At 40.2% G+C, this 13,339-nt stretch carries 10 protein-coding genes and 1 pseudogene; 7 read left to right on the forward strand and 4 right to left on the reverse strand.

What is annotated here, in order from left to right; translation table 11 throughout:
* Window positions 1–32 precede the first annotated feature (32 nt).
* Entirely contained in the window at window positions 33–743 is a 711-nt protein-coding gene (locus tag P20439_RS03205) for a DUF6445 family protein (RefSeq protein ID WP_008464592.1), read from the reverse strand.
* A 296-nt stretch (window positions 744–1,039) separates the two neighbouring features.
* On the opposite strand from P20439_RS03205, the gene P20439_RS03210 reads away from it, so the two are divergent.
* The 5 genes and pseudogenes from P20439_RS03210 (at window position 1,040) to P20439_RS03230 (ending at window position 7,674) form a co-directional block, all read left to right on the forward strand.
* Entirely contained in the window at window positions 1,040–1,741 is a 702-nt protein-coding gene (locus P20439_RS03210; protein ID WP_008113020.1) for a SapC family protein, read from the forward strand.
* Between the two features lie 124 nt (window positions 1,742–1,865).
* Entirely contained in the window at window positions 1,866–2,903 is a 1,038-nt protein-coding gene (locus P20439_RS03215; RefSeq protein ID WP_008113022.1) for an isoaspartyl peptidase/L-asparaginase family protein, read from the forward strand.
* 128 nt (window positions 2,904–3,031) lie between these two features.
* Window positions 3,032–6,920: pseudogene (gene hrpA, locus P20439_RS03220) on the forward strand (ATP-dependent RNA helicase HrpA).
* 68 nt (window positions 6,921–6,988) lie between these two features.
* Window positions 6,989–7,369, forward strand: a complete 381-nt coding sequence (locus tag P20439_RS03225) for a two-component system response regulator (RefSeq protein WP_008113026.1) — start codon at window positions 6,989–6,991, stop codon at window positions 7,367–7,369.
* An 8-nt stretch (window positions 7,370–7,377) separates the two neighbouring features.
* Window positions 7,378–7,674 carry a PilZ domain-containing protein gene (locus tag P20439_RS03230; protein ID WP_010388503.1) on the forward strand — a complete coding sequence of 99 codons (297 nt, stop codon included), beginning with the start codon at window positions 7,378–7,380 and terminating at the stop codon, window positions 7,672–7,674.
* A gap of 15 nt (window positions 7,675–7,689) precedes the next feature.
* On the opposite strand, the gene P20439_RS03235 is transcribed toward P20439_RS03230, so the two are convergent.
* Window positions 7,690–8,880 (reverse strand): class I SAM-dependent methyltransferase, encoded by a 1,191-nt coding sequence (locus tag P20439_RS03235; RefSeq protein WP_008113029.1) that lies wholly within the window; start codon window positions 8,878–8,880, stop codon window positions 7,690–7,692.
* A gap of 139 nt (window positions 8,881–9,019) precedes the next feature.
* Between P20439_RS03235 and P20439_RS03240 the strand changes: the two genes are divergently transcribed.
* Window positions 9,020–9,691, forward strand: a complete 672-nt coding sequence (locus P20439_RS03240) for an HD domain-containing protein (RefSeq protein ID WP_008113030.1) — start codon at window positions 9,020–9,022, stop codon at window positions 9,689–9,691.
* A complete protein-coding gene (locus P20439_RS03245; RefSeq protein WP_008464600.1) occupies window positions 9,681–10,109 on the forward strand; it encodes a VOC family protein in 429 nt (142 codons plus the stop codon). The genes P20439_RS03240 and P20439_RS03245 overlap by 11 nt, the downstream gene beginning before the upstream one ends.
* 47 nt (window positions 10,110–10,156) lie before the next feature.
* Here P20439_RS03245 and P20439_RS03250 read toward each other — a convergent pair whose 3' ends face one another.
* Window positions 10,157–11,152, reverse strand: coding sequence for a two-component system response regulator (locus P20439_RS03250; RefSeq protein WP_008464602.1), 996 nt, complete (start codon window positions 11,150–11,152; stop codon window positions 10,157–10,159).
* Between the two features lie 17 nt (window positions 11,153–11,169).
* A partial coding sequence (locus P20439_RS03255) for a PAS domain-containing hybrid sensor histidine kinase/response regulator (RefSeq protein ID WP_036932806.1) occupies window positions 11,170–13,339 on the reverse strand: 2,170 nt, incomplete at its 5' end.

A 13,339-nucleotide genomic window follows, 5' to 3' on the forward strand; every position in this document is an offset into this window, starting at 1 on the left:
TGTGAAAGGTTTAAGCGCTATATTCACAAAGATCATCGTACACTTGCGAAAGAGGCTATCGAAAGACGGCCTTTTTTAGCATCCGCTAAGCAGTTTTGTTCAGAATAAATATTGGCACTGTGTAATAAGTTACCTTGGTAAATAACAAGGCGGTTAAATTTAGCATCAACTTTAAAAACCTGCTCAAATAAACTTGTGCTGCCAGCTAAATAGCCTTGATGCTCATTAGGGGCTTTTTTAACATCATTAACTATATCTGCGAGCAGTGGTTTGTGCTGTTGTTTAAATTCAATAATGTTTTGAGGTATATACTTATAAATACTTGTTCCACCAAGCTCCTCTGGCGATAAGTAATGTACAAATGCGTAATCTCTCTCATCACAAGAATCAATATGCGGTACTTTTTGATCAACAATTAAATTTGCAGGTTTGCATGAAACTAATGAAAGTAAACTTTTATGTAGAACAGACTGCTGATAATCTTTATTGTCTATTTTAGGCAGTATTTCATTTTGAAAAAATGCATGTAAAACCCTTAAATAAGGTTGCGGCATATTGTCGCGAATACCAGGGTAGAAGGAGTTGTCTGAAAACATAGGGTTAAAGTAGGCTATGTTGTGAGCAAAATTCATTACACTCTTGGTATCTAAAAGAAAATCATCAACAACGAAGGCTGATAGCTTGGTGCCAGGGATCATCAGTTTTTCAATTTTTAAGTTTGGGTTTACAGTTAAATTTTTCATTATTTAATGTCTATTTTTGATAGGCTTATTTAAGTGAGAACTTTTTATTTAGGCACAAAATTAATATACCACCGAAGACAGCGTTGTCAAAGAACGCTTTTTGAGCTATCTAAGCGTGCGAATTTCACCTTTGGTAATGTTTACTAGTTATTTGTTGAAATAATCAGCGATAATGTTTTTGTTAATTAATAACGTACAAAATGACACAAAATTTTCACTTCCTTTTTGTCACCAAAACCTTTAGCCTTAGGCCACTAACAGAAAAAAATCAAATTAATAAATAACGGAGCAGTAACATGGCGGAGCAACAAGTACAGCCTTTACACAACGAAAAACATGCCAACACTAAAATTAAAAATGGCATCAACATCGAATTTATGAAAACTCAACACTTAGTGCCAGTAGTTGCACATGAGTTTGCGCGTATCGCCAATGAATTCCCAATGTCTTTTGTTAAAAATAACGAAACAGGTACTTTTCAAGCGGTTGCAATGTTTGGCCTAGAGCCAGGTGAAAATTTATTTATTGATGGCGACAAATGGACAGCATCATTTGCACCTATGGCAACAACGCGTTACCCATTAGGTTTAGTAAAGCACCCAGAGCAAGATCAATTTGGTATTGTAATTGACGAAGCAAGCCCATTGGTAGGTGAAGAAGGTAATGCATTATTCGAAAACGGTGAAGAAACTGATTATCTTAAGCGTCGTAAAGAAGCGTTAGTATCGTTCATTGAGTTTTCTCAAGTAACTGATGCGTTCACTAAATTCCTTGCTGATAAAGAACTACTGGTAGCACAAACGCTAACTGTTGATATTAAAGGCGAGAAAAAAGACATCAACGGTATTTACCTTATTGATGAGAAAAAACTAAATGAGCTAAGCGATGCAGACTTCCTTGAGCTTCGTAAACGCGGTTATTTAGCACCAATCTATTCTTTCTTAACGTCTACGCACCAAGTAGCACGTTTAGCACGTTTAAAAGCGCAACAAGCGTAATTTTAAACAGAATTAAAAAAGCGCCTCAGGGCGCTTTTTTTGTGCCATTAAACTCACTTCACTTGAAAAACGTTTCATAACCATTCACATTGGTTTTACTCCTGTATTTATAAAAGAACACACAATGAAAAAATCATTATTAGGACTCATTGCAACAAGTTTAATGGGGTTGAGCGCGCAGGCGTTAAGTGCAAATACAAACACGCCGTTTGCCATTGCGATTCATGGCGGCGCAGGCACGATTGAAAAAAGTAAATTTACGGCCGAACAAGAGCAAGCTTACCGCAATAAATTAGCAGAAGCTGTTGAGGCCGGGTATAAAGTACTTGAACAAGGCGGGGAAAGCCTTGATGCAGTGACTACTGCTATTGAAATACTCGAACAATCCCCTTATTTTAATGCCGGACGTGGTGCGGTATATACCTATGAGGGTAGTCACGAATTAGATGCCTCTATTATGGATGGCCGCAATCGTCAAGCAGGCGCCGTTTCGGGTATCAAACATATTGAAAGCCCAATTCAACTTGCCCGATTAGTAATGGAAAACTCAGTGCATGTGATGCTAAGTGGTCAAGGTGCAGAAGAGTTTGCTAAAGAGCAAGGCGTGAGCCTAGTAGAGAACAATATATTTGATACAAAGCATCGCTATGAAGCTTTATTAAAAGCAAAAGAAAAACTCGAGGCGAGCAAAAACACCAATAAAGATTACCAGGCAGCGCACAAGGCGTTACCGGTTAATTATAAAGTGGGCACAGTGGGTGCGGTGGCACTGGATAAACAAGGTAATTTAGCGGCGGGCACGTCAACCGGCGGAATGACCGCAAAACGTTTTGGTCGTATTGGCGATGCGCCGGTTATTGGCGCAGGCACTTTTGCTGAAAATGCCTCATGTGCGGTTTCGGCAACTGGGCACGGCGAATATTTTATTCGTTATAATGTGGCCAGTGATATTTGTGCACGAGTAAAGTATCAAGGTAAAACTATAGGTGAAGCAGGTAATGAAGTAATAAATGAGGTGCTTAAACCGATAGGGGGCACAGGCGGTGTTATTATTGTTGATACAAAAGGCAATATTAGTCTGCCGTTTAATACTACTGGCATGTATCGTGCGAGTAAGTCCAATACGCAAGCAACTTATGTAGGTATTTTTAGCGACGAATAAACGCAATTAGTTAGTGGCTGGTGGTTTATATAATAATCCGCTGATTGTTATATTCTTTACAGGATTAACCCCAGCCATTTAATTTGCTACAATCGGGGCTCTTTGACTAATTTTTATAAGGTATGCAGGTGGTAAACCTAGGTCAGTTGTTTGGCGAGCTAAAAACGTGCTTAAAAAAAGATCAATTCAGTTTTAAAAAGCGTCTTCACGGCGTTAAAAAAATCACCGACGAGGCAAAACTTACCAGTGCGCTTGAAAAAATTGCGACTGATATCAGTCGCAGTCAAGCACTCAGAGAGCAGCGTTTAGCTGGGCTACCTAAAGTTACTTACCCTGAGCAATTACCGGTCAGTCAAAAAAAAGACACCATTAAAGAGGCCATTGCTAATAATCAAGTGGTGATCATTGCAGGTGAAACCGGCTCAGGTAAAACCACACAAATACCTAAGATGTGTTTAGAGCTAGGCCGAGGCGTTGAGGGCTATATTGGCCATACGCAACCAAGGCGTCTAGCAGCACGCAGCGTTGCCAACCGTATTGCAGAAGAAATGCAATGTGAGCTTGGTCAGCAAGTCGGTTTTAAAATTCGTTTTAGCGATCAGGTATCTAATAACAGTTACATTAAACTGATGACCGACGGTATTTTATTAGCTGAAATACAACAAGACCGGTTTTTAAATCAATACGACACCATTATTATTGATGAAGCGCATGAACGTAGCCTAAACATTGATTTTATTTTAGGTTATCTTAAAAATTTACTCCCAAAACGCCCCGATTTAAAAGTTATTATCACCTCAGCAACTATCGATCCTGAGCGCTTTTCTAAGCATTTTGATGATGCACCTATTATTGAAGTATCAGGAAGAACGTTTCCAGTTGATGTACGCTATAACCCAATTAGTGATATTCAAAAAGAAGATATGGAAGCCGAAGGCGACCAACTTCAGGGGATTTTTGATGCGGTAGATGAACTTTGCGCCGAAGGTCCTGGCGATATACTAATCTTTTTAAATGGTGAGCGAGAAATACGCGATACCGCCGATGCACTAAGCAAGCGTAATTTAAAACACACAGATGTATTACCTTTGTATTCAAGGCTATCGAACGCTGAGCAAAACCGTATTTTTGCGCCGCATTCGCGCCGCCATATTATACTCTCTACCAACGTCGCTGAAACATCGCTAACAGTACCTGGTATTCGTTATGTTATTGACCCAGGGACTGCGCGAATTAGTCGTTATAGTTATCGCACAAAAGTGCAACGTTTACCTATAGAGCCTATTTCGCAAGCCAGTGCTAATCAGCGAATGGGGCGCTGTGGACGTGTTGAAGCGGGTATTTGTATTCGTTTATATTCAGAAGATGACTTTTTATCGCGTCCTGAATTTACTGACCCTGAAATATTACGTACTAATTTAGCATCAGTTATTTTGCAAATGTTAGCCCTTGGGCTGGGTGATATGGCGCAATTTCCTTTTGTGCAAGCTCCAGATAGCCGAAATATTAATGATGGTTTAACATTGCTTGAAGAGCTACAAGCAGTAAAAGCGGCTAAGCGTCATCAAAAAACCAGCCTAACACAATCTGGGCGAGAGCTAAGTCGTTTGCCGGTTGATCCGCGTTTAGCAAAAATGGTGCTAACTGCACATAAACTGGGTGCATTGCGTGAGGTAATCGTTATTGTTGCCGCGCTTTCAATTCAAGACCCCCGCGAGCGACCACAAGAAAAACGCCAAGCCGCGAATGAAAAACATGGTCGCTTTGACGATCCAGACTCTGACTTTATTGCCTTTTTAAACCTGTGGAATTATTTAGAAGAGCAGCAAAGTGAGTTGACCAACAGCCAGTTTAGAAAGTTATGTCAAAAAGACTTTTTAGCCTATATGCGTATTCGTGAATGGCAAGACATCGTTTATCAAATCAGCACTGTGTGCAATGAAATGAAAATGAAAGCCACCACTAATGTCGCAGACAGTGAGCTTATTCACAAAGCACTCTTAAGTGGCATGCTCAGTCACATCGGTTTCAAAGACGAAAAGCAGCTATATAAAGGTGCGCGTAATAGCCAATTTCATATTTTCCCAGGCTCGGGATTATTTAAAAAGAGTCCAAAATGGATGATGTCGGCTGAGTTGGTGGAAACCAGTAAACTCTATGCTCGTATTAATGCCAAAATTGATGTGAACTGGGTAGAGCCGTTTGCTCAGCATTTAGTAAAACGCAGCTACACAGAGCCTCATTGGGAGAAAAAGCCCGGTGCAGTCATTGCCTTTGAGCAACAAACACTTTACGGCCTGCTTATCGTTAATAAACGCCGGTGTGTGTATAGCAAGATTGACCCTAAAGTAAGCCGTGAGTTGTTTATTCGCACAGCGCTGGTTGAACAAGAGCTCGGACTCAATGAAGGGTTTTTACAATACAACCGAGAATTAATTGAAGATATTCAAGTACTCGAGAACAAATCTCGTAGGCGCGATATTTTAGTTGATGAGCAAACCTTATTTGAGTTTTACGAGAAAAAAATACCGAACGATATTAATAATCGTGCTGCGTTTATTAAGTGGTATAAAACACAAAAACAGCAAGACAAACGCTATCTGCACATGACGCGTGAAGAGCTCATGCAGCATGGTGCAAGTAGCATTACCGAATTTGACTATCCAGATACATGGCAACAAGATAACTTAATGCTGCCGCTTACCTATCATTTTGATCCAGGACAAGCGGTTGATGGCGTTGCTGTACAAATACCTGTTGCACTATTAAACCAAGTACAAGAAAGTGGTTTTGATTGGCATATACCGGCATTTCGTCATGAGCTAATTTGTGGGTTAATTAAGTCATTGCCAAAGTCACTTCGCCGTAACTTTGTCCCTGCGCCTAATTATGCCGATGCGGTGTTAGCGGCCATAGAGCCTCTACAAGGCTCGTTAATCGACTCACTAAGTAATCGGTTATTGCGCATGACTGGCGTGCGAGTCGACCCCGAGGCGTGGGATTTAACAGCCCTTGCTCCTCATTTAAGATTGCAGTTTGAAGTACGTGATGAAAACGACCAACTTCTTGCCCGTGGGCTCGATTTAGCTAAGCTTAAAGCGCAGCTTCAAGGCAAAGTGACAGACACTTTATCTAAAGTGGCCGACAAAGGCATAGAAAAAACCGATTTAATCCAGTGGGATTTTGGTGAGTTACCAACATCGTATGTGAAAAAGCAAGGTCAATACGAAATTAAAGCCTACCCAGCGTTAGTGGATAAAAAATCAACGGCCGCAGTAGAGCTATTCGATAACGAAATAAAAGCGCAATTAGCGCACCAGCAAGGTTTACGTCGTTTAGTACTGTTAAACGTGCCATCACCAATTAAATATCTGCAGCAAAACCTACCAAACAAAGCTAAATTAGGATTGTACTTTAATCCTTTTGGTAAAATTGCCGATTTGATTGATGACTGCATCGCATCAGGCGTTGATAGCCTATTGGTTAAATATGGTGATATTCGCACAAGTGATGCATTTGAAACGGTTAAAGAGCATATTCGCGGCGAGTTAGGCGATACTGTTGTAGCCATTGCTACGCAAGTTGAGCAAGTACTGAGTATTGCGCATGCACTACATAAAAAAATGAAAGGGCGTGTAGATTTAACCATGATCACCGCTCATGGGGATATTAAGTCCCAGTTAGAGTCGCTTATTTTTAAAGGCTTTGTCAGTCAGCACGGGGCAGACAAACTAGGCGATTTAATTCGTTACTTAAAAGCGATTCAAAAACGTCTAGAAAAACTACCTGTTGACCCAAATCGTGATAGATTATGTGTGCTAGAGCTTGAAAAAGTAGCGCAAGAATATAAAAAACTGACAAATAAAACAACCTAAAGGAATGCCATTGCCTACAGATGTTGAGGCTATTTTTTGGATGCAGCAAGAATTACGCGTATCCTTATTTGCACAAACCTTAGGTACGCCTTATCCAATTTCAGCAAAACGTGTGTTAAATGCGATAAAAGAAATTGAATAATCTCTTTATTCTCTATTAAGCTAAGTAAGTTAACAGAGGGACTAACTTGAGAAGGAAATGACATAGCTATGTCCTCATTACTAAAACACAAAGCGCGGCAGTTGTTAGTGGTTGATGATGAGTATTTCAATTTTGAAATACTCAAAGCAGGGTTAGCATCAACATTTGATTTGAGCTATGCTGATTCTGGTAAAAGTTGTTTAGCATCTGCGATTGCTAATCCGCCCGATATTATTTTGCTCGATGTGTGTATGCCAGGACTCGATGGTTATGATACCTGTCGCATACTTAAACACACGCCAGAGACAAAAAACATTCCGGTGGTTATGATATCTGGACTTGAGTCGGAGCTTGAACAACAAGCTGGCTTTGACGCAGGGTGTGATGCTTACGTTGTAAAACCTTTTTCTATCGCCGTACTACGAGAAAAAATTAATAATATTGTGTAGAGGGAATTATGTTTACCGAAGATAAGAGAAACTATAGACGTATGCAGGTTAACACGCCAGCAAAGTTAACCTCAATAGAGCCTGTTGCTGGGCTCAGTTACACTGGCACCTGCCTTGATTTAAGTGCAACGGGTCTTTCATTACAACTCGATGATTTGTTAGAGCTTAACTCAATTTTATCGGTTGATATTGCATCAACACATCCGAGTATTGCACCATTGAAAGCCACCGTTAAGGTGATACGTGCCAGCACCGAAGAGGATGGCACGATAACCGCAGGGCTCGAAATTGTAGAGTTTAACTAACTACTTAATTAGTTTTTAGTAAACCTTACAAATAAGCCCTTTAAGGTAAAAGCCTTCAGGATAGCTGCCTGCAATAGGGTGGTCAGCTGCTTGATTTAAGCGCTCCATGATCAGTAAATCCTTACCTGCATCAAGGGCTGCATCTGCGACCACTTTTTGAAACAAGTTTTGTTCCATTAAACCAGAACATGAGAATGTTAGTAGCGTGCCACCTGGCTTTAAAATTTGCATCGCAATCATATTTATATCTTTATAACCACGACACGCCCCAGTTAACTGCGCTTTGTTATCAGCAAATTTAGGCGGGTCCATAACAATGGTATCAAATAAAACGCCGTCTTCACGGTATTGACGTAATAATTTAAAGACATCTTGTTTAACAAAGTCGACTTTATTTAAATCAAGATTATTATGCTCTACATTACGCTTTGCTGTATCAAGTGCTGGTTGTGAAACATCTACATTGGTTACATGCTTGCAGCCACCACGGAGGGCGTAAAGAGAAAAAGTACCTGTATAACTAAAGCAATTTAATACGGTTTTGTCTTTTGAAAAACGCTCCAGTGCAGCACGGCTATCTCGTTGGTCTAAATAAAAGCCGGTTTTATGGCCTTCCATTATATCAACTTCAATTTTTAAACCATTTTCTTCAATTATGACAGGTGCAGTGGGTTCACTCCCCCAAAGTACGCCCTTAATAGGCTCTAGCCCTTCTTTGGTTCGAACATCTACATCTGAGCGCTCATAAATAGTAGAGCCTGGGAAAATAGCCATTAGAGCACCAACAATCTCACCTTTATGACGTTCTGCGCCTGCGCTTAGTAATTGACACACAATTACATTATCAAACTTATCTATGGTAATACCGGGTAAGTAGTCTGATTCTGCTGCACATAACCTAAAGCCGGTAAGTCCACCTTCTTCAATTGCATGGCTGCGAGCTTCTAAAGCACGGCGAAGACGACGCTCAAAGAAATGTTGATCAATCACTTCTTTTTCGTCAAAGCTCCAAACACGAGCACGTATTTGTGAATGAGGACTGTAAGCTGCGGTGGCTAAAAATTTACCCTCACTGTCGTGAATGGTTACCGTGTCACCTAATCCAGGTTTACCTTTAATTTTTTTGATGGCTTTAGAAAATAACCAAGGGTGTTTTCTTTTTAATGATTTATCGCGACCAGCTTGCAGGTAAACGGCAGATGACATAGGGCTTCTCTGTAGTAATAAATAAGCGCTGTATTTTAGTCAAGGCTCGCGCAACATACAATGAATGTTTTGCAAGGGGCTTATAAATCGCGGTAAAGTAGCCATTATTAACTCGTTTAAATAGATTTTTGGAAATTCGGTGGACAATTCAGCTCTTAGCCCCTCATTACAGCAACTTAATCAGCAATGCAGAGACTTTATTACATCCTTAGTACATGCCGATGTAGCCCATGATATTACCCATATTGAACGGGTAGTACGTGTTGCTGTGCAGTTATGTATTGCAGAGCAGGCTGATATGGCCATTGTATTGCCTGCAGCTTGGTTACATGATTGTGTTGCGGTGGCTAAAAATCACCCAGACAGGGCGAAAGCATCAACAATGGCAGCCGATAAAGCGATTAACTTTTTAGCGTCTATTGGTTACGATGAACAACTATTTGCTGATATTCACCACGCTATTGCAGCACACAGTTTTAGCGCCAATATTGCTATTAAAACGGTGGAAGCACAGATTGTACAAGATGCAGATAGAATGGATGCCTTAGGAGCTATTGGTGTAAGCCGTTGTATGAAAGTAGGCGGCTCTATTAGCCGGTTATTATACAACCCCGATGATCCATTTTGTTTAAACCGAGAAGCAGACGATAAAAAGTACACCCTAGATCATTTTTTTATTAAATTACTGCATATTGCCCAGAGTATGAATACCCCCTCAGCAAAAGCAGAAGCACAAAGGCGCACTGCATACATGCACGACTTTTTAGCTCAGCTTAAGTCTGAAATTGGTGAACAACGCGATGACACCTAAACTTTCGGGAATTGATCATTGCCATTTAAATGTTGAATGCATCACCCAAGCCGTTGATTGGTATAAAAAGGTGCTTGGTTTTAGCGTAGTAGAGGAGTTAGCATTTTGGAATGAAGAGGGGAAAGGCCCTTTAACACTTGAAGATGAAAATGCCACTACACGGCTGGCTTTATTTGAAGGAGATGGGCGCAGTAAAGGAATCGCTTTTGCTGCGACAGGGGAGCAATTTGTTATGTGGCTCAAGCATCTTGAGCAGCACCAAGTAAAAACCATATTGGCTGATCATGGTGTGACTTTTTCAATGTACTTTAAAGACAATAGTGGTAATAGCCATGAGATCACTTCTCATGACTATCGTATTATAAAACAGCATTTTCCGGCTGTAGCTTTAGGCTCTCACAATGCCAAAAGAAGCTAGGATCAGTTGCACTTTGCGCAGTAATATTTGCTCAAATAAGGGGAGATTTAATCGCGCTCTTGATGGGCCTTTTTTATCGCTAGAACAGTGTCTATCTGACCAATAAAAAGCTCAACTAGATGTGGGTCAAAATGTTTTCCCGCTTGGTGCTGCATATGTTCTATTGTTTGCTCAATGCTCCAAGGCTCTTTATAAGGACGTTTTGATGTGAGTGCATCAAATACATCAGCAATCGCCACAATCCGTCCCTCAATCGAAATTTCTTCGCCTTTCAATCCATTAGGGTAGCCTGTGCCATCCCATTTCTCATGATGTTCAATTGCCAGTACGTGGGCAAGTTGCAACAAAGGGGAGGGTGAGTTGGCCAATATTTTAGCTCCTATAGCAGCATGCTCTTTCATGTGTGCAAATTCGTCTGGAGTTAATTTTCCTGGTTTTAATAATATTGAATCAGGAATGCCTATTTTTCCGACATCGTGCATTGGTGCAGCTTGGCGTAATAACTCAGCGTGTTGTTCATTCATTCCTAGCGCTAAAGCAAGTACCTTGCTGTATTGACTCATTCGAGCAATATGTTCACCCGTATCGGTATCTTTGTACTCTGCAGCGCGCCCCAATCGTTCTACTAAGTCTACATGTGCTTGTTTTAGCTGCTCGGCTTGTACTAAAGAAAGATGTGTTTTTACCCTTGCCTTTACAATAGCAGGACTAATAGGTTTGGTTATGTAATCAACTGCACCTAAAGAAAACCCTTCCGATTCATCTTGCTCTTGTGTAAGTGCGGTAACAAAAATAACTGGAATATGTGCGGTTGTAGGATTAGTTTTTAAAATTTTACACACTTCAAAGCCATTCATATCTGGCATCATTACATCTAGTAAAATGAGGTTCGGTGGATCGTTTTCAATTAATTGCAGTGCTAATGGCCCCGATTTAGCGAACGACAAACGGTAGTTACTCGCTAGAACCTCGCGCATTACTTTTAAATTCGCAGGTTCATCATCGACGATTAATATTCGCGCCTGACTTATAGATTGATCCATCGTCGTCCTTAGAAGAGCTAATTATTAAGTGTTGTTAATAATGCATTGAGCTCTATTTTTGCATTATCAAATTCAAATTCATTAAACTGTTCACAAATGCTTAAAATAGCATTTTTGTGCTGTTCTGGTGTTATTCTCTCAATATAACTTAATAACGTATCGTCCAACTCTGCTCGTTTAGCTTGACTAAGTAAAAGGGTTAATTGGTGAATAAATTCAGTATTTGACACGGTTACTTTTTGTAATTTATTCTCTTGAGGAGCAATACGTAAGTGTGACAATTCATCTGCTAGCTGCTGCCACTCTTGGTGGCATTTTAATATGCACTGGGCATAGCTAGTTGTATCACGCTGCTTTTCAGCTTGAGCAACTAGGTCAGACAAATTATTAAGCGCTAAGTTACCTGCAAGACCTTTTAAATTATGCAGAATTTGAGCATGGTGTTTATAGTTTAGCTTATTGGTCGCTAAGGTTTGCATACTATTTTGATGCTGAGTTAAAAAGAGCGCGACTTCTTTGAGGTGTTTTTCTGTGCTGCCCCACATTTTCTCGCCTTTAGCTAAATCTATACGGAGTTTTGAGTCAATCGGATCTGCAGTTTCTAACTGGCTTATAGCAAGCCCAAGCACTCTTGCTATTTCGTAGTTGAGCTGGTTTATGTCAACGGGTTTCGTTGCAAAACCATTCATACCCGCTTGTTTAGCTGTTAGCTTATCTTGTTGCAACACACTGGCTGTTAAAGCAATTATTGGGGTTTGCTCAAGTTGCTTTTGCTGCTCTAAAGAGCGAATTGATGCCGTAGCACTGATCCCATCGCACTTAGGCATATGAATATCCATTAAAATAATATCAAAGCGATGTTGATTAAATATCTCAATGGCCTCAAAGCCATTATTAGCTTTTCTTACCTGATGCCCAGCTTGTGAGAGCATAATGGTGAGTAGCTCAATATTTTGTTCAATATCATCGACCACTAAGATTTTTAATGGTGGTAAATTAAATACGTTTTTACTAATGGTCTGTACCTGACTTTTCTCGCCTTTTTCAAGCGCAACAGTAAAAGAAAAACAGCTACCTTGACCAAGGGTACTTTGTGCATATATTTTGCCGCCCATTAATTCAACGAGCTGCTTACTAATCGTTGTACCAAGCCCGGTGCCACCAAATCGGCGTGTTGTGGTTCCATCTGCTTGCTCAAAAGGTTTAAAGATAGCGTTAAGGCGATCTTTTTTAATACCTATACCTGTGTCTTGTACTTTGAATAAAATAGGTTGATTGGGGTTATGTGTAACCGACAAAGTAACATGGCCTCGTTCGGTAAACTTTATCGCATTGCCGATTAAATTGGTTAGCACTTGGCGCAAACGAGTATCGTCACCCAAATAAAATGGATTCACATTGCCAGCTATTTTTAAATTGAGTTTTAGGTCTTTACGTTTTGCATCAAGCCAAAATGTAGACACAATATTGTCGAGTAATTCTTGCAAGTTAAAATGTACATTTTGAATTTCGAGTTTGCCTTTTTCTAACTTTGCTGAGTCGAGGATATCGTTAAGTAAGTGCAACAAAGAACGCGCAGCGTTATTAACAGTAATTATTTGCTTCTGTTGATCTTTATTAAGCGGGCTATCTATCAAAATATCACTAAAGCCAATAATTGCATTCATGGGGGTACGTATCTCATGACTCATATTTGCCATAAAAGACTGTTTAGCTTGCGCGGCTACTTCAGCCTCGTATTTTGCTTGTTTTAAGCTTTGCTCATATTCATAGCGTTTGGTTATATCAACTAAAACGCCATCAACCCAGCGGGCATCATTTTTAGAGTTAGTGACAATACTTGCTTGATCCAGTACCCAAATAATATTGCCGTTGCGATGGCGAATGCGGTATTCAATTGAGTATTGACTGGTTGATGCAACCGCTTGATCAATGGCTAAAGAAATAGCCGCTTCATCTTCTTTAACAATCAGCTCGGCAAAGGTAATACGCTGCTCAGTAAACTCTTCAGCGCGATAACCCGTTAGTTCATAGACGCTTGGGCTTATAAATAACATACTCCAGTGTTCATCTAACAAGCAGCGAAATACAACACCGGGCATATTGTTCATCAAGGTACGATATTGTCGCTCTTTTTCAATTAAGCTTTGTTGTAATGCTTTTTGTTCAGTTAAATCGGTAATAAAG

It is taken from the genome of Pseudoalteromonas sp. BSi20439 (genome assembly GCF_000241165.1).
GTDB lineage: Bacteria > Pseudomonadota > Gammaproteobacteria > Enterobacterales > Alteromonadaceae > Pseudoalteromonas.

Bases quoted from the DNA above. Each gene is read 5' to 3' on its own strand.
- P20439_RS03250 (WP_008464602.1), bottom strand. From the start codon at position 11,152: ATGGATCAATCTATAAGTCAGGCGCGAATATTAATCGTCGATGATGAA.
- P20439_RS03215 (WP_008113022.1), top strand. From the start codon at position 1,866: ATGAAAAAATCATTATTAGGACTCATTGCAACAAGTTTAATGGGGTTG.
- P20439_RS03230 (WP_010388503.1), top strand. From the start codon at position 7,378: ATGTTTACCGAAGATAAGAGAAACTATAGACGTATGCAGGTTAACACG.
- P20439_RS03235 (WP_008113029.1), bottom strand. From the start codon at position 8,880: ATGTCATCTGCCGTTTACCTGCAAGCTGGTCGCGATAAATCATTAAAA.
- P20439_RS03245 (WP_008464600.1), top strand. From the start codon at position 9,681: ATGACACCTAAACTTTCGGGAATTGATCATTGCCATTTAAATGTTGAA.
- P20439_RS03205 (WP_008464592.1), bottom strand. From the start codon at position 743: ATGAAAAATTTAACTGTAAACCCAAACTTAAAAATTGAAAAACTGATG.
- P20439_RS03210 (WP_008113020.1), top strand. From the start codon at position 1,040: ATGGCGGAGCAACAAGTACAGCCTTTACACAACGAAAAACATGCCAAC.
- P20439_RS03225 (WP_008113026.1), top strand. From the start codon at position 6,989: ATGTCCTCATTACTAAAACACAAAGCGCGGCAGTTGTTAGTGGTTGAT.